General features: G+C 67.4%; 26 protein-coding genes. 16 read left to right on the forward strand and 10 right to left on the reverse strand.

All coding sequences use genetic code 11. The features are described from left to right. From OO71_RS52770 to OO71_RS50730, 6 genes are all read left to right on the forward strand, one after another. On the forward strand, positions 1-736 hold a 736-nt coding region (locus OO71_RS52770; protein WP_281178541.1), incomplete at its 5' end, for an RHS repeat-associated core domain-containing protein. Continuing rightward, positions 733-1,200: a hypothetical protein gene (locus tag OO71_RS43785; RefSeq protein WP_033296018.1), complete on the forward strand. Its 468-nt coding sequence runs from the start codon at positions 733-735 to the stop codon at positions 1,198-1,200. The genes OO71_RS52770 and OO71_RS43785, both read left to right, overlap by 4 nt. 1,125 nt (positions 1,201-2,325) lie before the next feature. Further along, entirely contained in the window at positions 2,326-2,721 is a 396-nt protein-coding gene (locus OO71_RS43795) for a hypothetical protein (protein ID WP_156096851.1), read from the forward strand. A gap of 171 nt (positions 2,722-2,892) precedes the next feature. Next, positions 2,893-3,357 (forward strand): hypothetical protein, encoded by a 465-nt coding sequence (locus tag OO71_RS50725; RefSeq protein WP_156096852.1) that lies wholly within the window; start codon positions 2,893-2,895, stop codon positions 3,355-3,357. A gap of 589 nt (positions 3,358-3,946) precedes the next feature. Further along, positions 3,947-4,498, forward strand: coding sequence for a hypothetical protein (locus OO71_RS43805; RefSeq protein WP_033296022.1), 552 nt, complete (start codon positions 3,947-3,949; stop codon positions 4,496-4,498). Between the two features lie 170 nt (positions 4,499-4,668). After that, positions 4,669-5,037: a hypothetical protein gene (locus tag OO71_RS50730; RefSeq protein WP_156096853.1), complete on the forward strand. Its 369-nt coding sequence runs from the start codon at positions 4,669-4,671 to the stop codon at positions 5,035-5,037. Between the two features lie 134 nt (positions 5,038-5,171). Here the strand turns inward: OO71_RS50730 and OO71_RS43810 are convergent, their stop codons facing one another. Next, positions 5,172-5,870 carry a helix-turn-helix transcriptional regulator gene (locus tag OO71_RS43810; RefSeq protein ID WP_033296023.1) on the reverse strand — a complete coding sequence of 233 codons (699 nt, stop codon included), beginning with the start codon at positions 5,868-5,870 and terminating at the stop codon, positions 5,172-5,174. A gap of 130 nt (positions 5,871-6,000) precedes the next feature. Between OO71_RS43810 and folE the strand changes: the two genes are divergently transcribed. Beyond that, on the forward strand, positions 6,001-6,600 hold the full coding sequence (folE, locus tag OO71_RS43815) for a GTP cyclohydrolase I FolE (RefSeq protein ID WP_033296024.1): 600 nt from the start codon (positions 6,001-6,003) through the stop codon (positions 6,598-6,600). Here folE and OO71_RS43820 read toward each other — a convergent pair. Then, positions 6,590-7,780 (reverse strand): alpha/beta hydrolase, encoded by a 1,191-nt coding sequence (locus OO71_RS43820; protein WP_033296069.1) that lies wholly within the window; start codon positions 7,778-7,780, stop codon positions 6,590-6,592. The two genes, folE and OO71_RS43820, sit on opposite strands and share 11 nt — an antisense overlap. A gap of 52 nt (positions 7,781-7,832) precedes the next feature. Here OO71_RS43820 and OO71_RS43825 point away from each other — a divergent pair, with 52 nt between their 5' ends. Both OO71_RS43825 and OO71_RS43830 read left to right on the forward strand, forming a co-directional pair. Next, entirely contained in the window at positions 7,833-9,221 is a 1,389-nt protein-coding gene (locus OO71_RS43825; protein ID WP_033296025.1) for a WS/DGAT/MGAT family O-acyltransferase, read from the forward strand. A 73-nt stretch (positions 9,222-9,294) separates the two neighbouring features. After that, positions 9,295-10,488, forward strand: a complete 1,194-nt coding sequence (locus OO71_RS43830; protein WP_033296026.1) for an amidohydrolase family protein — start codon at positions 9,295-9,297, stop codon at positions 10,486-10,488. On the opposite strand, the gene OO71_RS43835 is transcribed toward OO71_RS43830, so the two are convergent. Next, a complete protein-coding gene (locus OO71_RS43835) occupies positions 10,464-12,089 on the reverse strand; it encodes a TIGR04141 family sporadically distributed protein (protein ID WP_033296027.1) in 1,626 nt (541 codons plus the stop codon). The genes OO71_RS43830 and OO71_RS43835 overlap by 25 nt on opposite strands. A 481-nt stretch (positions 12,090-12,570) precedes the next feature. Here OO71_RS43835 and OO71_RS43840 point away from each other — a divergent pair, with 481 nt between their 5' ends. Further along, positions 12,571-13,110, forward strand: a complete 540-nt coding sequence (locus OO71_RS43840) for a Uma2 family endonuclease (protein WP_033296028.1) — start codon at positions 12,571-12,573, stop codon at positions 13,108-13,110. Here OO71_RS43840 and OO71_RS43845 read toward each other — a convergent pair. Further along, a complete protein-coding gene (locus tag OO71_RS43845) occupies positions 13,099-14,016 on the reverse strand; it encodes an alpha/beta fold hydrolase (protein ID WP_084145735.1) in 918 nt (305 codons plus the stop codon). The two genes, OO71_RS43840 and OO71_RS43845, sit on opposite strands and share 12 nt — an antisense overlap. A 130-nt stretch (positions 14,017-14,146) precedes the next feature. Here OO71_RS43845 and OO71_RS43850 point away from each other — a divergent pair, with 130 nt between their 5' ends. The 6 genes from OO71_RS43850 to OO71_RS43880 all read left to right on the forward strand — a co-directional run bounded on the left by OO71_RS43850 (position 14,147) and on the right by OO71_RS43880 (position 19,605). Continuing rightward, a complete protein-coding gene (locus OO71_RS43850) occupies positions 14,147-15,199 on the forward strand; it encodes an acyl-CoA dehydrogenase family protein (RefSeq protein ID WP_033296029.1) in 1,053 nt (350 codons plus the stop codon). A gap of 2 nt (positions 15,200-15,201) precedes the next feature. Further along, the gene (locus OO71_RS43855) at positions 15,202-16,365 is read left to right on the forward strand and encodes an acyl-CoA dehydrogenase family protein (RefSeq protein ID WP_033296030.1); all 1,164 of its coding nucleotides are present in this window, start codon (positions 15,202-15,204) and stop codon (positions 16,363-16,365) included. Beyond that, positions 16,362-17,252, forward strand: coding sequence for a bifunctional MaoC family dehydratase N-terminal/OB-fold nucleic acid binding domain-containing protein (locus OO71_RS43860; RefSeq protein ID WP_033296031.1), 891 nt, complete (start codon positions 16,362-16,364; stop codon positions 17,250-17,252). The genes OO71_RS43855 and OO71_RS43860 overlap by 4 nt, the downstream gene beginning before the upstream one ends. Further along, entirely contained in the window at positions 17,249-17,644 is a 396-nt protein-coding gene (locus OO71_RS43865) for a MaoC family dehydratase (protein ID WP_033296032.1), read from the forward strand. Before OO71_RS43860 ends, OO71_RS43865 begins: the two co-directional genes overlap by 4 nt. Further along, complete coding sequence (locus OO71_RS43870) at positions 17,641-18,813, forward strand: lipid-transfer protein (RefSeq protein ID WP_033296033.1); 1,173 nt, start codon at positions 17,641-17,643, stop codon at positions 18,811-18,813. Before OO71_RS43865 ends, OO71_RS43870 begins: the two co-directional genes overlap by 4 nt. 234 nt (positions 18,814-19,047) lie before the next feature. Continuing rightward, a complete protein-coding gene (locus OO71_RS43880; RefSeq protein WP_033296035.1) occupies positions 19,048-19,605 on the forward strand; it encodes a DUF5134 domain-containing protein in 558 nt (185 codons plus the stop codon). Positions 19,606-19,759: 154 nt separating this feature from the next. Here OO71_RS43880 and OO71_RS43885 read toward each other — a convergent pair whose 3' ends face one another. Genes OO71_RS43885 through kstD form a run of 6 tightly spaced genes read right to left on the reverse strand, consistent with a single transcriptional unit; the run spans position 19,760 to position 25,219 of the window. After that, entirely contained in the window at positions 19,760-20,227 is a 468-nt protein-coding gene (locus tag OO71_RS43885) for a riboflavin kinase (protein WP_033296036.1), read from the reverse strand. A 57-nt stretch (positions 20,228-20,284) separates the two neighbouring features. Then, the gene (locus tag OO71_RS43890; RefSeq protein ID WP_033296037.1) at positions 20,285-21,139 is read right to left on the reverse strand and encodes a MaoC/PaaZ C-terminal domain-containing protein; all 855 of its coding nucleotides are present in this window, start codon (positions 21,137-21,139) and stop codon (positions 20,285-20,287) included. A 10-nt stretch (positions 21,140-21,149) separates the two neighbouring features. Further along, the gene (locus OO71_RS43895; protein ID WP_033296038.1) at positions 21,150-22,151 is read right to left on the reverse strand and encodes a ferredoxin--NADP reductase; all 1,002 of its coding nucleotides are present in this window, start codon (positions 22,149-22,151) and stop codon (positions 21,150-21,152) included. Next, entirely contained in the window at positions 22,144-22,410 is a 267-nt protein-coding gene (locus OO71_RS43900; protein WP_033296039.1) for a hypothetical protein, read from the reverse strand. The genes OO71_RS43895 and OO71_RS43900 overlap by 8 nt, the downstream gene beginning before the upstream one ends. Continuing rightward, on the reverse strand, positions 22,407-23,558 hold the full coding sequence (locus OO71_RS43905) for a 3-ketosteroid-9-alpha-monooxygenase, oxygenase component (protein ID WP_033296040.1): 1,152 nt from the start codon (positions 23,556-23,558) through the stop codon (positions 22,407-22,409). The genes OO71_RS43900 and OO71_RS43905 overlap by 4 nt, the downstream gene beginning before the upstream one ends. Continuing rightward, positions 23,555-25,219: a 3-oxosteroid 1-dehydrogenase gene (kstD, locus tag OO71_RS43910; protein ID WP_033296041.1), complete on the reverse strand. Its 1,665-nt coding sequence runs from the start codon at positions 25,217-25,219 to the stop codon at positions 23,555-23,557. Before kstD ends, OO71_RS43905 begins: the two co-directional genes overlap by 4 nt. Between the last annotated feature and the right edge of the window lie 48 nt (positions 25,220-25,267).

Here is a 25,267-nt window from a genome sequence, read left to right on the forward strand (position 1 = left end):
GGTGGATACACAGAACGTGCCGGACAACTCACCGGGTTCGATGGACTACGGCTGGCTCGGCCAGCACCAGCGGCCCTACGAACACACCGGCGCGCTCTCGCTGGTGCAGATGGGAGCCCGTCCCTACAGCCCGCTGCTGGGCCGGTTCCTGTCGGTCGACCCGGTGGAGGGCGGCTCCGCCAACGACTACGACTACGTCGTCGGCGACCCGATCAACGCGGTCGACCTCGACGGAAGTATGTGGGGGTGGCTCAGCGCCGTTGTCAATGTGGTGACCAGGGTCGCCGAGGTTGTCTCGAACATTCCCGGCCCGATCGGCGCTATTGCGAGTGGGCTAGCGGCAGTCGGCAATGCCGTTCAGGGTAACTTCGCCGCGGCTGCGTCCTATGCGGCCGACGCAATTAGCGGGGGTGTTACGAGATGGGTTCGCCGTGCGGTTTCCGCGGTTAAGTGGGTAGGCAAGGTCGCGTCCAGGGGTGCGACAAGGGCTGGGCGGTGGGTGACTGCGACCACGCATTCGAGGAATGCGGCGAAGAGAGCGAACAAGTTACTTGAGCGTGCTAAGATCGGGGGCGACGGTATAGGATTCGGTCGCCATCGGATTTCCCTGCATGCACCGCACAACGTTGAGAAGCGTCATGCGAAGCGCGCTAAGCCACATGCTGGGCGGTGGCATATTCACACTGGGAAGAACAGGACTCCGCGACGGGTGTTCCGAACTTGGAAGAGGATATGAACGCGGACCCCATGTTGGTTGTCTATCGTGACGATATCGGCGCGTTCGACGAGATGTTGCCGTCGTTCCTGCTGAAAGTAACCGGCGTGACCGGTTTGGAGTCAGTGACAGTCCAATGGCCGGATGAAGCGACAGTGGAGCAGAAGGCACGAGTTCTGCAGTTCGTGGCAACTGCAGCCGGGAAGGGCCGTCAACCACATCTGGTGCATCGGCAAGGTCGGAAAACCAGTATCCTTGCCGATGCGCTGCCTGGGTTCGTGGCTGCTGTCGACGGCAAAGACTGGTGGTTGGGCAACTTGGCGCTGGTATTCGGTGGCGTCGACCATCCGGGCATGGTGTGGTTGCCGGGCAGTGACGGCCTATTTCTCTATGTGGCTGCTCCGCCGACGGATCTTGACTTTTATGTTGTTCCGTCAGTTCAGGAAATCTCCTTTGGCTTGGGTTGGGTCACGGAGGTTGAGTAGCCGACGGCGTCGAACTCCGCGAGGCTGCGGATCTTGGGCTCGTCGGAAGCTCTGCTGCCTTTCTTGACTTGGCTCGTCACGTTGTTCGCGTGTTCCACTGCGCACGACCTCATCTTGAGTTGCTGCAGATGTGAACGTCCCCGGCGACGCATCCACCTTGGACGACGTCGCCCGCGTTGCTGGCGAGTGTGTTCTGTGGTTGGAGTGGCTGACGGAGTCGCTTGCGTGCGTAGCCGGGGGGCGGTGTGTCGTCGTTGTCCACGTGCCAGGGTCCTGCGATCGTGCCGTGGGTGGTGATGCCGTTTGCGCGGAGTTCGGCGAGCCGTTCGGGTGTCTTGAGGGCGGTGAAGGTCTGTTCGATTTTGTTGGTGTGCTGGTGTGGTTGCGGATGACGGTGTCGTTGCCGTGGAGGAGCGCGTACAGGTAGTGAGTGACGGCTTGGTCGTGCTCGCCGGTGTGGGCGAGGTGATCTGCCAGGCAGTGGCGTGAGCGGATGTCGTTGGCCTCGACCCCTTTCCGGAGAAGCTAATTAGCTTGTGCCGACAAGGCCGCAGCTTTCCTTCTCCATCTCACTACCCGGTGGGGTCCTCTACACCAGCCGTATCGGCACCGACGGCACCTTCACCCCGACCTTTGATCACCCCTCCATCCGCGGCGACCTCGTCCTCACCACCGACACCACCGGACACCAAGCCGGAGCACTGCGCTCCTACGACCCCTACGGCCAGCCCCTCGCGCCGTCGGGCGCGGTGGATACACAGAACGTGCCGGACAACTCACCGGGTTCGATGGACTACGGCTGGCTCGGCCAGCACCAGCGGCCCTACGAACTCGTCCAAGCGGCAGGCAAGACGGTGAAGGTGGGTGGTGGACTCCGCGCGTCACGCCTGACGTCACGAGTCGCGGGCCGGGTCTGGGTGTGGAGAAGGGAGCGAGGCGTGTGGGCCCAGGTGGTCGCTGTCTCTTTTCGAAGGACAGGCTCCGGCAGTACCACCGACCGACCTAGAAGGAGAAGCATCTTGCATGGCAATCGAACTTCGAGCGACGGACCAAACCTAAAGGCGACTGGAAGCACAACTACCATGTCCGGCACAGAAGGTTTGGTGACCGCGAATGGAGTTGGCTATGGAGGCCTGGGATTTCAATGGTCGGGTGGCGTCAATGCGCCAAGGTGACGACATGCGCGGCTACCTCTTCGTGACCGTCGCCGAGCCGACCGCTCACGAGCCTCGCCCGCAAGTATTGCTCGAGTTCCTTCGGTCATCCGACACCAACGAGGATACGTGGTTCTACAGCGACCGGGCCGATCCCACAGACTATGACACAGCAGCCGAACTCTCGTCCTTGGAGATCGACTGGTATGGAACACGCTACTCCGCGCGCTGGTTGTCGGACGATGAAGCGACCGACATCAAGAAATACTTCGAGGGTCAGGAACCTGTGAGCAAAAAAATTATGAACTCCATTCTGAATCGAAAGAATAGGCCTCACGTTCGAGTTTTGCCCGACTATGGAAAATAGCCTGGCGACCTCGCTCGGGGTAGTCGTGGCTGGAATGTTGCAATCGTATGGATGGTCATTGCGCGGATGCGCCTGTCGCGTTCAATTTTTGCCGAACAACATCCGGGGAAGTCTGCACAAACTGCTCCCGGGCGGGACGTGGAATAACAAGAGTCGCACACTGCGCATCGGGTGGAGCGTCGGACGGAACCCCAGGAACTCGACGTTCCGAATCTCCTATTCCCGGTTGCCGAAGAAATTCCGTCACTACCACATCATGAAGGAGCCGGCTCGGTACAAGAAGAAATGACTGGTGAAGATTCGAGCCCCATTACAGCTGCGCGCGGCTGGGCAGAAGCGCTGAGAGCCGTGATCAACGGCAGGCTGTCCGCTGTCGGCGCTCCATACTCGGCGGCTTCGGTGGGTGATCCCGGCGTTCTGCCGCAAATCCTCCGGATCGGCTCGACACGCAGTGGTGACCCCTCGATTGGAATCATGGTCGAGGAAGTGCAAGGATTTCTGTCGATCGACCGTGCGCCGGGCGTGCATGTGCTGTACGAATCGAAGGATTATCTGACGAATTGCGGGCGACGTTCGATGACGACCAGGGTAACGTGGTGCGCGCCGGTGGCGCATCGTTGGATCAAGTGGCTTTGATGGTGCATACCATAGCGCTGGTCAGCTTTGGTTTCTCGTACTTCCGGATGCCTTTTTTCGAGCAGCTCAAGATATTCGGCGGGCAAGGCGAGGGCATCCTGAAGTGGGTTACCTACGATGTTTCCTGGCCGCCGGTCAGGTTGAGCAAGTGGAGGCCGTGAGGCCTTGCTGTTCGAATGGCCGGATGGAGTGGTCGGAACCCTTGGGGCCGCCCAGGAAATTCCCCGACCTTCAGCGCGAAGTTCCACGCAACAGTCCCCGTCAAGGGCCCGGACCCGGGAAGTCGCCACCCCGGGTACTTCCAGCCCCTCCACGGCTCCGGTCAAGAACCGCTCCGTCATTCCGCACACCAGGTCCGGGGCGCGTGCCGCCAGCGGACGGCCGAAGCAGCCCCGGCGAGGCAGTGTGGGCCGCCGCTGCCAGCCAAACGTGCCCGCCTGTCCGTCACATTCCGGCACGAGGAACGTTGCCCTGGCACGCATCGCCAGCGGCGACGAGCGCCCGCCGGCATGAGACGAATCGTGCGAGCCGCAAGCAGGGCAGTTGGGGATAGTGGTGGAATCAGAGCGTCGCGCGTTGCTGGCCGCGTATGGGCCGCGGCGCCGGCACGCAAGACCGGAAAACACGTAGCCACGCACGGGAAGCGGCAGTCGAACTTCGAGTCGCGAACGAAGGAAAAGGGAAAAATGACGACCAATTTCCACGTCAGGCACCGGCGGCGCTGGTGACATCCGACGGACCGCTGCCGAGCCTGTCGAGCTTTGACGGAAAGGTGGCTGAGGCGCTCAACGGTGAGAACAGTGTCGGCTATCTCTGGGTCAAGGTGACCGACTTGAGCCCTGAGCAGGTCGTCAACCTGACTCTTGCCCGCCGGACCGGAGATCCGAACCAGCCGTGGGACTACCGCGAAATCGAAGATCCGGAAGGCACCGACGCGTACCCGGCACTGGTTGCCGGGTGGGTCGACTGGTTCGGTGAGCCATTGCACCTGCGCTGGCTGCCCGCTGCGGAGGCAGCGGCGGTCAGGGAAGAAGTGGACTTCCCTGACCCATGGGAGGTCTCGACCGTCCTGTCCGAATGGAAATCCTTGGCGGCAGGAATACGGACAAGGCTCAAGTGGCGTCGGAGCGGGAATGCCTGATCGCTACCGATTCGAGTGCTCGATGCCCGTTCAGGAATCAGCACGGAAACCGCCTGCGGTCACGCAGCTTCCGCAGGGCCGTGGCCATGTCGTTGCCGTTGTTCCGGCCTGGCGCCCGCGGTACCGCAAGAAGGGGTGATCGTATGCGTTGGTCTTTGCGACGGAGGGAGGTGCAGCAGCCCGTACCTCTTCCCCCGGATCTGGACCGGCTGGTGGGCCAGGTCGCTGCGCTGCATCCGTTTGTGGCTGCCGGACCCGGCTCCGTGACCGAGGGGTTTCTGCACCTCAGGAAAGTTGCTTTGGGCCGCTTCGAGCCCAGAGCTCGAAAACCCTCAGGGCCGTCTCGTGAAGTCCTCGAGTCCACCGTGCTCTTCATCGCACCAGAAGGGGATGAAGAATACATCCAGGACTATTACGAATCATCTGAGTCCACCAAGGACCTGCGGCGGGAAAGGATTCGATTGTACGGTCATTGGTACCGTCTGGAATGGCTGTCCGGTTCGGTTCGTGACCAGGTGCTGAGTCGGTATTTTGAATGACCTGAGGATCGTGGTCTCCCCGGTTGCCGTCCTCCGGAGGCGCTCCTTCGAGGCGGCTGAGTCAAGCGAATCCACCTGTGAACGGGCAGTCGAGCTTGCCGATTCGAGGTCGTTGAGCCCGCCCAGGAAGTCCCCTACCCCTCGGCCCGCAGCTCCACACAACAACCACCATCCCGGGGCATGACCCGCGAAGCCACCACCCCCGGTACCTCCAGCCCCTCCACCACTCCCGTCAGGAACCGTTCCGTCATCCCGCACACCAGATCCGGCGCACGGGCCGCCAAGGGGCGGAACGGGCAGTTCCCCAGCCGCAGGCAGACGGGTGTCTCGCGGCTGGGTTCGAAGCCGTGGCGGGACAGGACTGTGCCGGCGAGGGTCAGGCCGCGTTCCGTGCCCAGGCGGCCGGGGCGGGCGCGGTCTCGTTCGGCGGCTCCGGCGGTCGCGCCGTGGTGGCCTGCCATGCGCAGGGCGGCGTCGCGGGCCGGTTCGTCCGGGGTGGCCGACGCGACGGCGTCCACGAGGATTGCGGCCAGGACGTCCGGCTGGCGTGGGGGGATCGTGATGGCGAAATCCGTGGCCGCGGGCTCGTACACCTTCGGTGCGCGGCCTACCTTGCGTACCCCGCCGACGGTTTCGTAGCGCGCTCGCAGCAAGCCCGCTGCCACGAGTTTGTCCAGGTGGAACGCGGCCAGCTTGCGGGAGATCCCGACGGCCGCCGCGGCTTCCTCGCGCGTCACCGGGCGGCCGGCGCCGCGGATGAAGCCGTACATCCCGCGGCGCAGGTCCTCGTCCAGCGCCGCCACGGCGCGGATCGTGGCCAGGTCACTCGTCACCCTTCCCACGATAACGCCCAGCGAGGGTTCCGTAACCCGCTACCCGGCTTGTTCACCTGGTCACATTGACTCCGCGGGCGAATAAGACCAAAATTCCTAGGTGAAACCCCCGAGAGCCTGAGGATCGCCCATGCACTCCGGAACCGCCCTCCGCGTCGTCCACGAGCCTGATCCCGGCATTGACCTGGCCGCGGCCGAACAGGCGGCGGGTGACTTCCTGCGCGCTCTCGGCGTGAGCCTCGATTCCGAGAGCCTTCGCGGCACCCCCGGCCGGATGGCCCGCGCGTACGCCGAGCTGTTCACCCCGCGCGCCTTCGACCTCACCACTTTCCCCAACGACGAGGGTTACGACGAGCTCGTCCTGGCCCGTGACATCCCGATCCGGTCGGTCTGCGAGCACCACCTGCTGCCGTTCATCGGCCGCGCGCATGTGGGCTACCAGCCGGGCGACCGCATCCTCGGCCTGTCCAAGCTCGCCCGCGTGGTGGAGCACTTCGCGTGCCGTCCGCAGGTGCAGGAACGGCTCACCAAGCAGATCGCGGGCTGGCTCGGCGACCAGCTGTCCCCGAAGGGCGTCGGCGTGGTGATCGAGGCCGAGCACACCTGCATGACCCTGCGCGGCGTGCAGGCGACCGGCTCGTCCACGGTCACGTCCACCCTGCTGGGCACGCTCCGCGAGGACGCCCGCTCGCGTCAGGAGTTCTTCGCCCTCACCGGCGTCAACGCCTGACCCATTCCAGGAACCGCTCCACCCCGCGGACCACGTGCGCGCTGCGGATCGACGGGAACACGTCGAACGCGTGCTGCGCGCCCGCCAGCTCCGCGTAGACGACCGCCTGCCGCGACTTCGCCCGCAGCCGCGCCACGAACTCCTGCGCCTCTTCCACCGGTACGAGTGAATCGTGCTTGCCGTGGATCACGAAGAACGGCGGCGCGTCCTCGGAAATCCGGTCCATCGGGGAGGCCGCGAGGTAGTCGTCGAGCCGGTGCTCGGGAGCGAACACCCGCCGTGCCATCAGGGTTTCCAGCCGGTGCCTGCTTTCCGCCGCCCCGCTCGACGCGGCGATGTCGTACACGCCGTAATGCGGCACGCAGGCCTGCACGCTCGTGTCCGCCTCCTCGAAGCCCGGCTGCAGTGCCGGATCGTTCTGGCTGAGCGCGAGCAGCGCGGCCAGATGCCCGCCCGCGGACCCGCCGGTGACCGCGACGAACCCGGGGTCGCCGCCGTATTCCGCGATGTGCTCACGGATCCACGCGAGCGCCTGCTTCGCCGCCACGATGTGGGCAGGCCAGCGGTTCGCCGGGGACAGCGGGTAGTTGATCGCCACGCACACCCAGCCGCGTCGCGTGAGGTGGCGCATCAGCGGCTGACCTTGTTCCTCCTTGTTGCCGATCGTCCACGCACCGCCGTGGATCTGCAGCAGCACCGGCGCGTCGCGGACTGGCGAGCGCGGCCGGAACACGTCGAGCAGGAAGCGTTTGCCGCCCGGGGCATAAGCGACATTCCGGTCACGGACCACCTCGGGGTCGTGCATCCGGAACGGCATCAGCAGCTGGCCCCACGGCGTGGACAGGTCCGCCGGCAGGGTGGCGTAATCCGGGCCGAGGGTTTCGCGGAGCGCCGACTCGACCTCGCCGCGCGCCTTCTGCGAGGTTGCGATCAGCGACGCGAAACCGGCCGCCGACAACGCGGCGAGAGCCAGCCCGGCGCGGTCGCTGCGCTTGCCGTGGCGGACGACGTGCTGCACAGTGTCGGCCGCGGTGAGCGCGAGCAGGTGCGGCGCGAGCTCGCCGGTGAGCCAGCCGGCGAAGAACACCGGAATCGAGGTGGGCCGCGGTTTCGGCGGGCGCAGGGCGAGCGCGGCGAGACCGAGCTGCACCGCCCGGCGGGTCAGGAAGTCCGGTTTCACCTCCCCGATGCTACCGCCGCCGCGGACCGCGTTCTGGCTTACGCTGGCGGACATGCAGCGACTGAGCGGGCTGGACGCGAGCTTCCTCTACCTGGAGACGGCGTCGCAGGTGCTGCACGTCTGCGGCCTGCTCACGCTCGACGGGTCCACGATGCCCGGCGGCTACTCGTTCCCCGAGTTCCGGCGGCGGCTCGCCGAGCGCGTCGTGGTGATCCCGGCATTCCGCCGCAAACTCCACAATCCGCTCTGGAACCTGAATCATCCGGTGTGGGTCGAGGACGAGGATTTCGACCTCGACAACCACGTCCACCGGATCGGTCTCCCCGCGCCGGGCGATGACCGTGAGCTGGCCGAACTCTGCGCGCACATCGCCGGGCAGCGGCTCGACCGGTCGCATCCGCTGTGGCAGTGCTACGTGATCGAGGGCCTGTCCGGCGGACGGCTCGCGGTGCTGCTGAAAATGCACCACGCGAGCGTCGACGGGGTCGGCGGCGCGAGCCTGATCGGGTACCTCGCCGGGCTGGAACCGGACGCCCCGCTGCCGCAGATCCCGGACGACCAGCAGCACAACGGCGGCCTGCCCACCCGGCTGCGGCTGCTGCGCGAAAGCGCCGATGCCCTGGTCCACCGTCCGATCGAGATCGCCCGGCTGCTGCCCGAGCTGCTCGAACTGGTGCCGAGATGGGTCGGGAAAGCGTTGCGCGGCAAGGGAATGCCGGTGCCGTTCACGGCGCCGCGGACCTCGCTGAACGGCACCATCACCGGACACCGCTCGGTCGCCTTCGCCCAGCTGGACCTCGACGCGGTCAAACAGGTCAAGGACGCGTTCGGGGTGACGGTGAACGACGTGGTGCTGGCCCTTGTTTCCGGTGCCCTGCGCCGATTCCTGCTCGACCGCGGCGAGCTGCCGGACGACCCGCTGGTGGCCACCGTCCCGGTGTCCGTGCACGAGCGCACCGAACGCGACCGCGGGAGCAACCGGGTGTCCGCGTTCTTCGCCTCGCTGCCCACCCACCTGCCCGACCCGGCGGCGCGCGTGTTCTTCCTGGCCGAAGCGAACCGCCGCGCGAAGGACCACCATTACGACATCGACGCCGACATGCTCGCCGACTGGGCCCAATTCTCCCCGGCCACGGTCTTCGGCCTCGGCGTGCGCGCGTATTCGGCGCTGCGCCTGGCCGAGCGACATCCGGTGGTGCACAACCTGATCGTGTCGAACGTCCCCGGTCCGCCGGCGCCGCTGTACCTGCTGGGTGCGCGGATCACCGGCCTGTACCCGCTCGGCCCGGTGTTCCACGGAGCTGGCCTGAACATCACGGTGCTGTCGAACGACGGCAAGGTCGGCGTGGGTCTGCTGGGGGCAAAGGAGCTGGTGAAGGACCTGTGGCCGCTGGCGGATGCGTTGCCGGAAGCATTGGACGAGCTGGGCAAGGCGGCCTGATCACCCGGACCTCACCAGGTGTCCGGAAAGTGCCTCCTTGGCTGTCCGGCGGTGATCGTTTACGGTTCGGGTGGTGGATCACTTTGTCATTGCCGGTGCGCGGGTTTTCGATGGCCGGGAGTCGCTCGGGATCGTCGACGTCGAGGTCGCTGACGGCAGGATCGTGCGCGTCGGGGGCAGTCGTCATGAAGGGGCCGAGCTGATCGACGGCACCGGCGCGACGCTGCTTCCCGGCCTGATCGACGCGCATACCCACACCGACGCGGACTCTCTCCGCCAAGCCCTGGCGTTCGGGATCACCACCGAGCTCGACATGCTCTCGATCCCGGAACGGATGATTCCGCTGCGCGCGCAGGTCGCCGAATCGGCCGATCTCGCCGACGTGCGTTCCCCGTCGTTCGGCCTCACCCCCGCGGGCGGGCATCCGCACCAGCTCCGGAAAGGCGAGGACGATCCGCCGTGGCCGACGGCCGCGAGCCGGTCCGAGGTCCCGGCATTCGTGGAAGGCCGGATCGGCGAGGGTGCGGACTACCTCAAAGTGCTGGTGGAGGACGGTCACCTCTTCGGCTCGCGCCTGCCGCGCCTCGCTCCCGAACTGGTCGCGGCCACCGTCCGGGAAGGTCACGCGCGCGGCAAGACGGTCCTGGCGCACGCGATGACCGTGGCGGCCGCGGAGCAGGTCGTCGATGCAGGGGTGGACGGGCTCACCCACCTGTTCTTCGACCGTCCGTGTCCCGCCGAGCTGGTCGAAAAGATCGCTGCTGCAGGCATTTTCGTGATTCCGACGCTGACCGTGATCGCGTCGATCACCGGCCAGCCAACGGAACTCGCTGAAGATCCCCGTGTCCGGCCGAAACTGACCCCGGCGTGGCTTGACAACCTGTCCGGTGCCATTGCGACCAGCCCGCCGGAAAACTTCGGCAATGCGCTCGCCACGCTGGCAGCACTGCGCGAAGCTGGTGTCGACATCCTCGCGGGCACCGACGCCGCTCATCTCGGTGCACCGGGAATGGCCCACGGTGCGAGCCTGCACGACGAATTGCGGCTGCTGGTGTCGGCAGGCTTCACGCCGCTGGAAGCACTTCGGTCGGCAACTTCCGTTCCTGCACAACGATTCAGCCTCGACGACCGTGGCCGGATCGAGCCGGGACGTCGAGCTGACCTCGTCCTTGTCGATGGTGACCCGACCCGCACTATCGGTGATACCCTGTCGATCAGGCAGGTTTGGCGTGGCGGAGAAGCTCAGCGACGTTTCTTTGCCGTGTAAGGAATATCAGCGAACTTCAACGAGGCGCGAAGACTCCGCACGGCGCGATCCAAGCGAAGCAGCGCGACTTGCGAGAGCGTGAACAGTTCGTCCACGTTCCAAGACCGTCCCGCGGCCGCGAGGACGACCGTGTCCGGCGCGCCGCCCAGCATCCGGCCCGGTTCCAAAGTGGACACTTTGTCCGCGAGCTGCGCCAAGGCGTCCGGCTCGTCGTGCAGGGCCTCTGCGGACACCAGCGCCTGGGTGTAGAGGTGGCTCGCTGCGGTGGCGCGGCCCAGCCATTTCACGTGGATCAGCTCGTCGCCGGGGCCGAGCAGGTCGCACAGTTCGAACCGAGGGTGCAGGGGAGTGCTGGCGAAATCCTTGTCCAGGCACAGATATCCCGGCTCACGCGCAACACGTCGGCAGTAGCGATGTTCGTCGTCGGGTTGTCCACTCGGGTTCCACCTCACGCTAGGCCAAATGTGCTTGTGCGCCAAGAGATCGCGGACCTGTTCACGCATCTGGGCGACATATGTCTCGCCGATCCGGTACCACCGCGCCTGATGGAAAACATAGCGAGTGTGGTCGACGGTGGTCTCGAAAACCAGCCATCGCGCGACCGGAAGGGGAGCGCCGGTCGGTTCGGTACCCGCTTCGTCGGCGCACGTGGTGATTCGCCCGGCGCGCAACGCTTTCAGCCGCCGCTCCACGGGAATTCCGCCGAGTCGCGCGGTCAGATGCGAGGGTTCGAGGCGGCCGGGTACGTGGATCGGACCGCCCGGGCCGAGTCCGGTGATCCGGAACGAACCGGCGTTCTCCGCGTCGTGCGTGGCGGTCGACGGCCAGGCGAGGCCCAGCGCGCCGGACCCGGCGAGTGCTTCGGCGAGCTGCCGTTCCAGTTCGGGGACCAGCGGGTGGTGGCGGTCCATCGGGCGGGTCTGCGCGATGAACCGCAATGCGGAATCCGCATCGGGTTCGTCCACCACGGCGCCGACCGCGTCGAGGTCGGCCAGGAATGCTTCGGGATCCTTTGCCAGTGGCGCCCACAACGAAGTCCCGACGCGGATGCGGTAACGCTTGCCGGTGACCCGGCCGTAGGTGAGGTCGGTCAGGTCGGCCGACCCGGCGAGCCGGTGCACGAGGTCGCCGTACGGCTCGAGCCGGAACGCGGACAGTTCGCCACCGCCGGGGATGGAGATCTGGGTGGCCCGCGCCGACACGTCCAGCGCCGCGCTCGCGATCAGCCCGAGGTCGAACGGGTCCAGCCGGCGGATGCCGAAGCGCAGCCCGAAACCCTGCTCGACGTGCTCGTCGTTCAGCACGAGGTGCCCGGCGCCCCAGGTCACCGCATACGTCCACGGCGGGCGCGGCACGAGCAGTACGGCAAACGGCAGGGTCGAGGACAGCTCCAGCGGGCCGCCGCTGAGGGCTTCGGCGTGCGGCAGCCAGTGCGGCGCCTCGGTGCGGAACGCGCCCGCGACGAGACGGCCGCGCGTACCCGGCAGGTCGACCGGGCGGTCGGTGATGATCTGCTCGGGGCTGAGCGCGGTGAGCAGGTCGTGCTCCGCCGCGCTGCCGTCGAGGCGGAAGAGGGACGCCGGACGGCTGGGGGCAGACATGACCACCACCGGAGGGACGGGATTCAGGGACTTCCGATCAGCCTAGGCGCGGCGCCGGTCCGGCCGGTTAATCACGCAGCGCGAATGGCGTGCGGAATGGTGAAATCCCGCTGAATCACCCATTTCCGCGATGGTCTCACGGGCGGTGGTAGGCTTTCTGCCAGAAAAAGGTTTTACCAGGCCAAGCAACGGAAAAGTGTTGTCGTGATGGCCGGTTACTGGACGTCGAATGGCGGTTTCGATAAATCGTCCGGACGCACTGAATGGACCTGTTTGCGGGGCACTGCTGGGCTGTCCGGGGCGAATTATCCGCAATTCGGTGACGCACGGTGAGCAATTCGCCGGGCGGTGGCCTGCGCGGATGGGCTACCCGGGTCGGCGGCGCGCCGCGGGACGGTTAGCGCTGCGCCGCGTGCCCGACTACCCTGGCGGAGTCGTTTCCGGTCGGCCCGCCTGCGGGGGCAGCATGATGACAGTCCCGATGTTCGCACACGGCGACCGTCTCACGCGTCGGGACCTGGAGACGATCTCGGATGAACGCCGCCGGTACGAACTGGTGGACGGGACGCTTCTGGTGAGCCCGTCCCCGCGTCCGCTGCACCAGCGGGTGGTCGCGCGCCTCCTCGCCGCGCTCACCCCGGTGTGCCCTGCCGACTGCGAGGTCCTCCCCGCGCCGGTGGACGTGGTGCTCGACGAGTTCACGGTGATGATCCCGGACGTCGTGGTCGGCAGGCGCGAAACGTTCACCGAACGCGCGCTGGTGGGCGTCCCGGTGCTGGCGGTGGAGGTGGTGTCGCCGTCGAGCCGCCACATCGACCGCTTCCTCAAGCCCGCCCGGCTCGCCGCGGCGGGCTGCCCGTACTACTGGGTGATCGAACCCACCGAGCCGACGCTCAGCTGCTTCCGCCTGACCGACGGCGAGTACGTGCTGGACGCCGAGGCCACCGGCGACGATGTCGTCCATCTTGAGCGGCCGTACCGGCTGGACTTGCGCCCGGCTGATCTGGTGTCAAGCTACTGAGCTTCGGGCTGCGGCTTGCACCGACGTGCAGGCCGCCATCACCGCAGGCACAAACAGGTCGGCGGCGAACACGCAGGCGGTGTGCCCAGCCGGGATTTCGTACGTCGCCGCGCCCGCGATGCGTCGGGCGAGCGTGCGCTGATGGGCCGCGGCGATGAAGCCGTCGCGTGAGGTCACCACCACTGCGGCAGGCAGGTCGAGGGTGTGCAGCCATGGCGTCGAGTCGAAGCGGCCGATTTCGTCGAGTGCCACCGCGATCGCCCACGGGCTCGTGGAGCGGAACTCGCGCAGGGCCCAGCGGTGATCCTCCAGGCGGGCCAGCCGCTCGCGGCGCGGTTCGCCCTGGACGAGGCCGATTCGCGCCTGGTCGCGCAGCAGATGCAGGGTGCGGCCGAACACGTCGAGCGCGACACGCTGGCGCAGGCCGCGGCGGAAGTTGCTGGCGGTGGAGCACAGCACCAGCCCGCTGACCCGGTCCGGCGCGCGGTGGGCGGTGAGCTGGCCGACCATGCCGCCCATCGAGTACCCGCCGACGAGGAACCGGTCGATGCCGAGCGCGTCCGCGACCGCCACGACGTCGTCCGCGCAGTCGGTGAGGCTGAACTCGTGCGAGCGGATTCCCTGGCCGTGCCAGCGCTGGTCGAACACCACGACGCGATGGTTCACCGACAGCCGCTCCAGCACCGGGTACCAGGTGAGCAGCCCGGTGCAGGCCACCGAGTGCAGCAGGATCACCGCGGGCGCGTGCCGCGGCCCGACGTCCACTACCACGGTCTGCCCGCGGCCCGGCAGCGCGAGCGGCTGCGGGTCCGGCACCCCGGCGGTGGACGGGATCGTGGCGAGTTTCCGCGTGGCCTGCCAGCCGACGTCGCCCAGCGCTGATTTGAGAACCTGTTCCGCACCCACGTCGGCGTTCCGCCCCTCTCTGCTCGACCAGACCGATCCGCTGCCCGGCAACCTGGCTCAGGGGGTTGCCGAGCGCGCCCATTCCGGTTAAGACTAGAACGTGTTCCACCTAGGGCGGAGGGAGACCGGCGTGGACTTCACCCCTGACGATACGCAGGCCGAGATCACCTCGCTCGCCGCGCGGGTGCTCGCGAAAACGGACGAACCGGCCGAGCAGTGGCGGGCGCTGGCCGACGCGGGCCTGCTCGCCCTGCCCTTACCCGCGGACCTCGGCGGTGATGGCCTTGGCGTCGAGCACGTCGCGCCGGTGCTGACCGAGGTGGGACGAACTGCCGCGGCGGTGCCCGCGTACGCCGTGCTGGCGCTCGGCATTCTGCCGTTGGAGGCGCTTGGTACGCCCGCGCAACGCGCCGAGTTCCTGCCCCCGGCGGCCGCCGGCGAGAGCCTGTTGACCTCGGCATTGCACGAACCGTCGGCGCCGCTGACGACGATCCCCGGGACGATGGGTACGGCCACCGACGGGGCTTGGGCCGTGACCGGGGTCAAGACGCACGTGCCGTACGCCGCTGAGTCGGCGCGGATTCTCACCCCCGTCGCGTTGCCCGGCGGTACCGCGGTTGCGCTGGTGGACCCGCGCTCGCCGGGGGTCGAGGTGCTTCCGGAACACAATGCGACGGACTACACCGTGCGGTTTGACGGAGTGCGGGTGGAGGAATTCCTGCGAGACCGGACGCCGGGACATGCGTTGTCGACTCTGCACCGGTTCGCCCTGGCTGGGGCGCTTGCCCTCGGCGACGGACTCCTTGCCGGAGCGTTGGCTTTGACGGCTCGGCACGTCGGCGAACGCACGCAGTTCGGCCGTCCGCTGGCCACCTTCCAAGCGGTGGCACAGCAGATCGCCGATGTGTACGTCGCTTCGCGCACCGTGCACCTGGCCGCGACGTCGGCGGTGTGGCGGCTGGCGAAACGGCTCGACGCGGACACCGAACTCGACGTCGCGGCGTACTGGCTGACCGAGGAAGCGCCGTCCGCGCTCGCGATTTGTCACCACTTGCACGGCGGCGTCGGCGTGGACCGCAGTTATCCGCTGCACCGGTATTCGTCGGCGGTGAAAGACCTCGCCCGCGCAGTCGGGGGAGCGGCGCATCGGCTCGGCAAACTCGGCGAACGAGTGGCGGGATGAGCATGTACCTCGAATTGACGGCCGCACAGCAGGAATTGCGCGCGCAGTTACGCGAATACTTCGCCGGTCTGCTGACTCCCGACGAACGCCGCGCATTGCTGCGGGAACGGCACGGGCCGATGTACCGCGAGGTGGTGCGGCGAATGGGTCGCGACGGTAAACTTGGCGTCGGCTGGCCGAAAGAGTATGGGGGACAAGGGTTCGGCGAAATCGAGCAGCACCTCTTCGTGGACGAGGCTGCTCGCGCGGACGTACAGCTGCCGTCGGTCACATTGCAGACCGTCGGGCCGACGTTGCAGGCATTCGGTACCCCGGAACAGAAGTCGCGGTTCCTGCCGAAGATCCTGTCCGGGGAAATCCATTTCGCTATCGGTTACACCGAACCGGAAGCGGGTACTGACCTTGCGTCGTTGCGCACGCGGGCGGTGCGCGAAGGTGACGAATACGTGATCAATGGCCAGAAGATTTTCACCACTGGCGGCCACGACGCGGATTACGTGTGGCTTGCCGTGCGCACCGATCCGGACGCGCCGAAGCATCGCGGAATTTCGATTCTCATCGTCGACACTCGCGATCCCGGCTATTCCTGGACCCCGATCATCACCTGCGACGGGGCGCACCACGTGAACGCGACGTACTACGAGAATGTCCGCGTGCCGGTCGACCTGCTGGTCGGCGAGGAAAACCGGGGCTGGCGGCTGATCACCACGCAGCTCAACCACGAGCGGGTGATGCTCGGTCCGGCCGGTCGCATCGGCGGCTTGCACGACCGGGTATGGGCGTGGGCGGCGGCGCGGCGGACTCCGGACGGGGTGCCGCTGCTCGACCTCCCGGACGTACGCGCGGTGCTCGCCGAGACCTTCGCGGTGGCGCGGGTCAACGAGCTGCTGAACTGGCAGGTGGCGGTGTCCGAGTCGGTGGCGGTCGCGGACGTGTCGGCGACGAAAGTCTTTGCCTCGGAGCGGTTCCAGCGGATCGGACGGCTGCTGGAGGAGCTCGTGGGGCGGCACGGCGACCTCGCCGACCCGGACACCGCCGAGCTGGCGGAATGGCTCGACGTGCTGGCGAAACGCAACCTGGTGCTGACGTTCGGCGGCGGCGTCAGCGAAATCCAGCGGGAACTCATCGCCTCCGCCGGGCTGGGACTGCCGAGGGTACCACGATGACGATCGAGGAAGCCGCCGCGAAAATCGCCGCACAGGGTGAAAGTGCGCCGAGATTCGCGCGTGACCCGGTGAACCAGGCGATGGTGCACAACTGGGTCGAGGCCATGGGCGACCGCAATCCGGTGTACTGCGATCCGGGCTTCGCCGCGGGTAGCGTCCACAAAGGACTGGTGGCACCCCCGGCCATGGTTCAGGTGTGGACCATGGGCGGGCGCGCCGACGACGATCCGCTCGGCGCGATGATGACCGTCCTGGACGAAGCCGGGTTCACCTCGGTGGTCGCAACGAATTCCGAGCAGACTTACCACCGTTACCTGCGGCCGGGCGAACGCGTCGCGGCCACGACGGTGCTCGAGGACGTCACCGGGCCGAAGCGCACTGCCCTCGGCGAGGGCTGGTTCGTGACCACCCGCACGAAGTGGTCCGTGGACGGGGAATTGGTGGCGGACATGGTGTTCCGCGTGCTGAAATTTCGCCCGCAGGAAGCACCACAGTCGCCGGTCTTGCGCCCGGTGATCAGCCAGGACACCGAGTTCTTCTGGGACGGCCTGCGCGAGGGCGAGCTGCGGATCCAGCGCTGGGGCGACGTGCTCCGGCATCCGCCCGGCCCGATGCCGCCGGACGGATCCCTTGACACCACCCCGGATTACGCCGTCGCAAGTGGACACGGGACGGTGTACAGCTATGTCGTGCACCATCATCCGCCGGTGCCGGGCAAGCGGTTGCCGTTCGTCGTCGCCCTGGTGGAGCTGGCGGAAGGCGTACGGGTGATGGCCGAGCTGCTGGACGCCGAACCGGACGAGGTCCGCGTCGGGCTGCCGGTGGTGGCGGCGTTCGTGAAGGTGGACGACGAGCTGACCCTGCCCGCGTGGAAGGTGGCGCGATGAGCATCGAGGTCGGAACCGAACTGCCGCCGATGGTGGTCGAGGCAACGCCGACGTTCGTGATCAGCAGTGCGTTGGCGACCCGGGATTTCCAGGACGTGCACCACGACCGCGACGCGGCGATCGCGCGTGGGTCCAAGGACATCTTCCTCAACATCCTCACCGACACCGGGCTCGTACAGCGGTTCGTGAGCGAATGGGCCGGACCGGAGGCGCTGGTGCGCTCCGTCAAGATCCGCCTCGGAGTGCCGTGTTATGCCTATGACACGCTCACTTTCACCGGGCAGGTGGTTGCCCGTGACGGCGCGGAGGTGGAGTTGTCGGTGTCCGCTGTGGACAGTCTCGGGATGCACGTGACAGGTACAGTTTCGCTTACGCTGCCGGAGCCGGGATGACTTTCGCCGGGACCACGGCCATCGCCGGAATCGGGGCCACCGAGTTCTCGAAGGATTCCGGGCGCAGCGAACTGCGGCTGGCGGCGGAATGCGTGAGCCGCGCGTTGGCGGACGCCGGGCTTGTACCGTCTGATGTGGACGGATTGGTGTCGTTCACCATGGACGGTACCGCGGAAATCGCGCTCGCCCGCGAGCTGGGTATTCCGGAACTGACGTTCTTCAGCCGGGTGCACTACGGCGGCGGCGCTGCGGCGGCGACCGTGCAGCAGGCGGCGATGGCGGTGGCGACCGGAATCGCCGACGTCGTGGTGGCGTATCGGGCGTTCAACGAACGGTCCGGGATGCGGTTCGGGCGGGTGTCGGCGGCCGCAGCGCAACAGGTGAACTCGTCCGGAGTGGACAATGCGTTCCACTACCCGATGGGCATCGCGACCCCGGCCGCGACGGTGGCCATGGTCGCGCAGCGGTATCTGCACGAATACGGGGCCACCAGCGAGGATTTCGGCCGGATCGCGGTGATCGACCGCGCGCACGCGGCGACCAATCCGGAGGCGTGGTTCTACGGCCGCCCGATCACGCTGGCCGACCATCAGGGGTCGCGCTGGGTCGCCGAACCACTGCACCTGCTCGACTGCTGCCAGGAAAGCGACGGCGGCGTCGCGCTGGTGATCACCAGCCTGGAACGGGCGCGCGACCTGCGGCAGCCACCCGCGGTGGTCGCCGCCGCGGCGCAGGGGAGCGGGCCGGACCAGTACGTGATGACCAGCTACTACCGCGACGATCTCGCCGCGCTGCCGGAAATGGGCGTGGTCGGCAGGCAGCTGTGGGCGCAGTCCGGGATCGGACCGTCCGATGTGGACGTCGCGGTGCTGTATGACCACTTCACGCCGTACGTGCTGATGCAGCTGGAGGAACTGGGCTTCTGCGGCCGGGGCGAGGCGAAGGACTTCATCGCGGGCAACACCCTGACGCTGGCCGGGAAACTGCCGCTCAACCCGCACGGCGGCCAGCTGGGCGAGGCGTACATCCACGGGATGAACGGAATCGCGGAAGCTGTCCGGCAGGTACGCGGGACCGCGGCGAACCAGGTCTCGGACGCTCGCTGCGCGGTTGTCACAGCAGGTACCGGAGTCCCGACCAGTGGGCTGCTCTTGACCTGCGGTCCGTGAAGGCCACCTTCACGGAATCCAAGTCCGTGAAGGGAACCATCACGGACTTGGATTCCCTCATGGTTCCCTTCACGGACTTTCCCGCACGGTTGTGTTTCCCGGCATGCCGCTTGTGGGTCACGGTGGATCACCTCATTGCTGGCTGGTGCCGTCGGTACGGGCGTGTCACGGTGGTGAGGTCATGACGGAGAGCGAGGTACCGACCGTGCCCCGAAGCATCCCGGCAGGTCCGCGGTGAGTGTTCCGGTCGCGTGGCTGTTCACCGCCCTGTTCGCGGTATTGGCCCTGCCGTGCGTGCTGCGCCTGGTGCGGCTCGACTACGCCCGGCTCGGCGACCGCGTCCGCAACGGTGATCTCGCCGAACTGCTGCTGGTCGTGGCGATGGTGGCCATGGTGTCGCCGCTCGGCGGGCCGATTCCGGCCGCGGGATGGCAGGCCGTGCTCGTGCTCACCGCGGGCTGGTTCGGTTACGCCTGGTGGCGAGGGCGCGCGAGCGGCCACGGCTGCGGCCACCATGCCCTGTCCGCCGCCGCGATGCTCTACATGGTCAGCGCAATGCCCCACGGCGGTATGGTGCACGGGCCGTGGCTCACGATGTCCACAATGGACGCTCCGCTCGCCTGGCCGGTGGTCGCCATCGCCGCAGCGGGGTACTTCGCCGTCGACGCCGTCCGCTCCGGCGTGGTGGCAACCCGGTTGCGGGGCACGATGGACCCTGGGCACACGTCGCGCACCGTCTGCCGCGCCGTCATGGGCGCCGGGATGGGTTACCTGCTGCTCGCGGCCATCTGACCCCGAGCTGATCCGGCCATCTGACCCCGTGGCCAGCCGACCGGCGATTTGACCTCGGGGTTCAGCCGACCGGCGAATTGATCTCGGGGTTCAGCCGACCGGCGAATTGATCTCGGGGTTCAGCCGCAGCCGACCGGCGATTCGACCCCGTGGTTCAGCCGATCCGGCGAACCTCGCCGTCCGGCGGAGGCGTCCCAAGCCCCGGCAGGTCCCCCGCGGGATGCGCCGCCACCCACTCGCGGGTCCGGGCCACGTCGCGGGCCAGCGCGTCGATCAGCTCCTGCGCGGAGCCGTACGCCTCCTGGTCCCGCAGGTGCGAGCCGAGCCACACGGTGAGGCGCTCGTCGTAGAGGTCGCCCTCGAAGTCGAGCAAATAGGCCTCGACCAGCCGGTATCCGTCGGCACCGTAGTACGTCGGGCGGCGGCCAACGGACACCGCCGCGGCCACCCGGGTGCCGTCCGCCCGCTCCGCCCAGCCGGCCCACACTCCGTCGCCCAGTTCGCCGCGCTGGTCGCGCAACGCGATGTTCGCGGTGGGGAAGCCCAGCTCACGGCCGCGTTTGTCGCCCGGCTCCACCGGGCCACGCACCACGAAGAAGGTGCCGCCTCGCTCGTCCGCCATGCGCTGTCCTGCCTCCGTGCCAGATCGCCTCCGGACACCGTAGTACGCACACGCGGGTCAGCGGGGCTCCAGCACTGTGTCGGAGAGCACAGGCGCGTCGCCGCGGTCGGCGGCCGTGGTGGTGACGAGCAGCCGGCCGCCCTCGCGCCACACGCGTACCCGCAGCCGTTCCCCGGGGAACACGACGCCGGCGAACTTCGTCCCGAATGCCGAGACGCGCCCGGGGTCGCCGTCGAGGAAGGCGTCGACCACGGTCCTCGCCACCATGCCGTACGTGCAGAGCCCGTGCAGGATCGGCCGCTCGAACCCGGCGGCTTTCGCGAAGTCCGGGTCGATGTGCAGCGGGTTGCGGTCGCCGCACAGCCGGTACAGCAGCGCCTGCTGCGGCAGCGTCGGCAGCTCGAGCACGGCGTCCGGTTCGCGGGCAGGCCACTCGATCCGGTCCGACGGCCCGCGTTCGCCGCCGAAACCGCCCTCGCCGCGGGCGAAGATGGTGGCCCGCGCAGTCCACAGTGGAGCGCCGGACTCGTCGGCGACCTCGGTTTCCTGCACCAGCACGGCGGCCTTGCCCTTGTCGTACACGTCGGCGATCCGGGTGTGCGCGACCGCCTTGCCCTCGACCGGGATCGGCCGGTGCAGCTCGATTTCGTGCTTGCCGTGCAGCACTTTCGCCAGGTCGATGTCGACGCCGGGGAACTTCACCGACGGCGGTTCGAACGTGCGCAGGTTGATCGCGACGGCGGCGAAGGTCGGCAGTACCCGCAGGTCACGCTCGTACGTGTAGCGCAGGTCGTTCAGCGGATCGGCCCCGGCGCCCACGGCCAGGTGGTACAGCAGCACGTCGGACGGGGTCCAGGCGAACCGGACCTCGCCGAGGTCGGCACCGATCGCGACGGCGGGATCGATGGGCACGGGCTCTCCCTCACTCGTAGGTCACGGACACGTCGTCGGTCAACGGTACCGACTGGCATGCCAGCACGATCCCCTCGGCGATGTCCTCGGCGTCCAGTACCTCGTTGTTCAGCATTTTCACCTCGCCGGACACGATCCGGCACGCGCAGGCACTGCACTGGCCTTCGCGGCAGGAGTACGGCGCGTCGAAACCCTCGGCAAGCAGGTGGTCCAGCAGTTTCCGCTGCCGTGGCCAGGTGACCTGACGGGTTTCGCCGTCGAGGTCCACGGTGAGGGTGGTGGTTTCCCCGCCGCTGTCCTCTGGTTCGGGCTTGTCCTCGAAGGGGTTTCCGGTGAGGGAATGGAATTTCTCCACGTGGACCTTCTGGTGCGGAAAACCCAGCTCCCGCAATGCCTCCTGTGCCGCAGTCATGAACGGCGCCGGACCGCAGATAAACGCTTCATACCCCGGGTACGGCTTCGTGAATCCCTGCAATGCTTTCGTGGCCGGCAATCCCTGCAGGCTTTCCAGCCAATGCACGACGGTGAGCCGGTCGCAGGCCAGCTCGCGCAATTCCCGGGCGAAGATCACCGACTGCTCGTCGCGGTTGGCGTACACCAGCACGATCCGGCCGTGCCCCTTTTCCAGCGCCGCCTTGAGAATCGACATCACCGGGGTGATCCCGCTGCCTGCGGCGAACAGCAGGAAATCTTTGTCCAAAGAGGACGGGGTAAATGTGCCGGACGGCCGGAGGGTCTCGATCGTAACGCCCTCCTTGAGTTCGTCGCACACCCAATTCGACCCGTACCCGTCGGCAGTCCGCTTTACCGTCACCTGTACCCGTCCCTCGTGCGGTGCACTCGAAAGCGAGTAACATCGCGCGACGGAACCGGTCCGGTCACTGGGAATGCGTAGCGTGAGGAATTGCCCGGGGGAGTAGGTGAACTCGTCCGGTACCTCGAACACAATCGACCGCGCATCGGCGGTTTCTTCGATCACCTCGGCGACGGTGAGCGTGACTATCTCAGCCATCGCCGACCGTCCCGATCTGGCCGTCGCGCACGGCGTTGTCAGTGCTGTCGGCGAGCTTTTCGCACGTGTCGAGCAATGCGGTGGTACCGCCTGCCGCGGCATGCGCAGCGAAAACGGGACAGCTTTCCGCGGCATTGGTGGTCCACTGGATGCTGGTGTGTTTCCGGCTGTTTTTCTTCACCAGCACGCAAGTCCCGCAGCTGCGGCATTCGTGCGGCCGCAGCCCGGCGGTGAGGAACTCCGTGACCTCGGCGGTCACACCCCGGCCTCTTCCGCTTCGGCGCGCTGCCGGGCCATGTTCTCCTGAACCTCGGCCGCCCACGCCTCGTTGGCCTTCGTCGTGTCGACCTCGAATTCGAACCGGCGCGTCATGTCCTCGGTGACGTCGGCCGCGTCCACGTAGAACTGTTCGTACCAGCGGCGCAGCTGATAAACAGGACCGTCTTCCTCGCACAGCAGCGGATTGTCGATCCGGGTCTTGTTCTTCCAGATTTCCACGTCCTGCAGGAATCCGACCCCGATCCCACGGGCGAGCTTCGCGGCGATCTTGTCCGCGTGCTCGTCGGAAATCCCGGGCAGTTTCTTGACCATGATGCCCCACTGCAGCACGAAGGACGTCGGCGACACCGGGTAGTGGCAGTTGATCAGCACGTTCTCGATTTCGAAGCCCTGGAACGAATTCACCAGCCAGTTGATCATGTACGCCGGGCCGAAGTACGACGCTTCGGAACGCAGCAGATTGTCTTCGCCGCCGTAGTTCGACGCCATCCCGATGTCCGGGCGGCCCTTCGTGTTGAGGTACTGCGTGGCGATGTGCCCCTCGAACACGTTCTTGAAATACGTGGGGAAGGCGTAGTGGATGTAGAAGAAATGGGCCATGTCCACCACGTTGTCGATGATTTCGCGGCAGTTGGCGTTTTCGATCAGGATCGAATCCCAGGTCCAATTGCTCCACTCGTCGCTGAAGGCGCCCTCGACGCGCGGGATCACCAGGTCGTCCGGTGGCGGATTGCCTTCCGGATCGTGCCAGACGAGCAGCTGCTTGTTCTCCTCCAGCACCTGCCACGACCGCGTCCGCGCCCGCAGCGGAACCCTTTTGGCGTACGGGATCGACTTGCATTTCCCATTACCGCCCCACCGCCAGTCGTGGAACGGGCACGCGATTTCGTCCCCCTTCACCGACCCCTGGGTGAGGTCACCGCCCATGTGCCGGCAATATCCGTCGAGGACGTGCAATTCCCCGGCGGTGTCGGCGAAAACCACGAGCTTGGTCCCGAAAGCTTCGATGCCGTGCGGTTTTCCGTCGCGGAAGGCGTCGGCGAGCCCGAGGCAGTGCCAGCCGCGGGCGAACCGCGCGGGCGGCGCGCCCGCGTCGATGGTGCGGATGTCGGAGCCCTGAGTCGTCACTGCGTGCCTCCCGTGCCGGTCCGATCTTCGTTCGCCAGCGCCTGCGCCGCAAGGTAGCCGAAAACCATCGCCGGGCCGATGGTCGCGCCAGGCCCGGCGTACGTGCGGCCCATCACCGCCGCGCTCGTGTTGCCCGCCGCGTACAGGCCCTGGACCACGGTGCCGTCCGCGCGCAGGACCCGGGCGTGCTCGTCGGTCCGCAGCCCACCCTTCGTACCGAGGTCGCCGGGCACCACGCGGACCGCGTAGTACGGCGCCTTCACCAGCTCACCCAGGCTCGGGTTGGGACGGTTGCGCGGGTCGCCGTAGTAGTGGTCGTACGCGCTACGGCCGCGGTGAAAGTCCTCGTCGACACCGTTGCGTGCGAAGCCGTTGAAGCGCATCACGGTCTGCTTCAGCGCTTCGGCAGGGATGTCGATTTTCTCGGCGAGGCCGGACAGCGTCGACGATTTCGCGACGATCCCCGCCTGGTACCAACGCCCAGGCAGCGGCTGCCGCGGGCCTAGGCCGGTGAACAGGTAGCGGTCGCGGTAGCGCTGGTCGAACACGAGCCAAGCGGGCAGGTGCTCGGCGGGTCCGTCACCCTCGCCGTACATCGCGTGCACCGCCTCGACGTACGGCGCGGACTCGTTCACGAACCGCGCGCCACTTGCGTCGACCATCAGGCAGCCCGGCCGTGACCGCTCGGCCAGCGCGAACCACGGACCGCCGGTGAGCGGGAACGAGGGTCCCCACCATGCGTCGTCCATCAGGTCGGTCGCCGCGCCGAGCTTGAGCCCGGCGATGATGCCGTCGCCGGTGTTCGCGGCGGCGCCAACGGTCCATTCGGTCCCGATCGGCGCTCGCTGGTACTTCTTGCGCATTTCCTCGTTGCGCTCGAAGCCGCCGCAGGCCAGTACCACTCCACGGCGCGCGCGGACCAGCGCCTGACCGGTCCGCACCCCGGTGACCACGTCGTTCTCCACCCGCAGGTCGACCAGCGGGGTGTTCAGCAGGACGTCGACCCCGGCGTCGCGCAGCCCGAGCCGCAACCCGGCCGCAAGCGCTTGCCCCATCGCGAGTGGCTGCTGTCCATTCACGCGTCCGACCAGCCATTTCACCCCGAGCGACAGCATCCGCGCGACGCCACGGGGGTGTCGCGCGATCAGGCTCAGCCAGCGATAGTCCGATTGGGTGATCGGCACGCCGAGGGGTGGCGCACTGTACGGCGGCTCGAGGCGGGCCAGGTCGGCGCCGAGCAGCTTGCCGTTCAGCGCTTTCGGCTCTACCGATCGGCCCCCGGCCCTTCCGCCGGGCGCCTCGGGGTGGTAATCGCTGTAGCCGGGTACCCAGCGGAATTCGAGCGGCGTGTGCCGCGTGACGAACTCCAGCACCTCGGGCCCGTGGTCGAGAAAGGCTGTCCGCAGCGGCTCCGGAACGACGTCGCCGACGATCGAGGTCAGGTACTGGTGCGCACGTTCGGGTGGCTCGTCGATCCCCGCGGCCTTGAGCGCATGGTTTCCGGGCAGCCAGACACCGCCGCCGGAACGCGCCGTGGACCCGCCGAAGCACGCCGCCTTTTCCAGCACCACCACGGAATGCCCGCGGTGCGCGGCGGCGAGCGCGGCGGTCATCCCGGCGGCACCGCTGCCCGCGACCACCACGTCGTACTCGTCGGCCATGCCACCTCACATGCAACGTGTTATCGGCCAGAGCTGGCCTGCTCGGGG

The sequence above is a fragment of the Amycolatopsis jejuensis genome (assembly GCF_000717335.1).
Lineage (GTDB): Bacteria > Actinomycetota > Actinomycetes > Mycobacteriales > Pseudonocardiaceae > Amycolatopsis > Amycolatopsis jejuensis.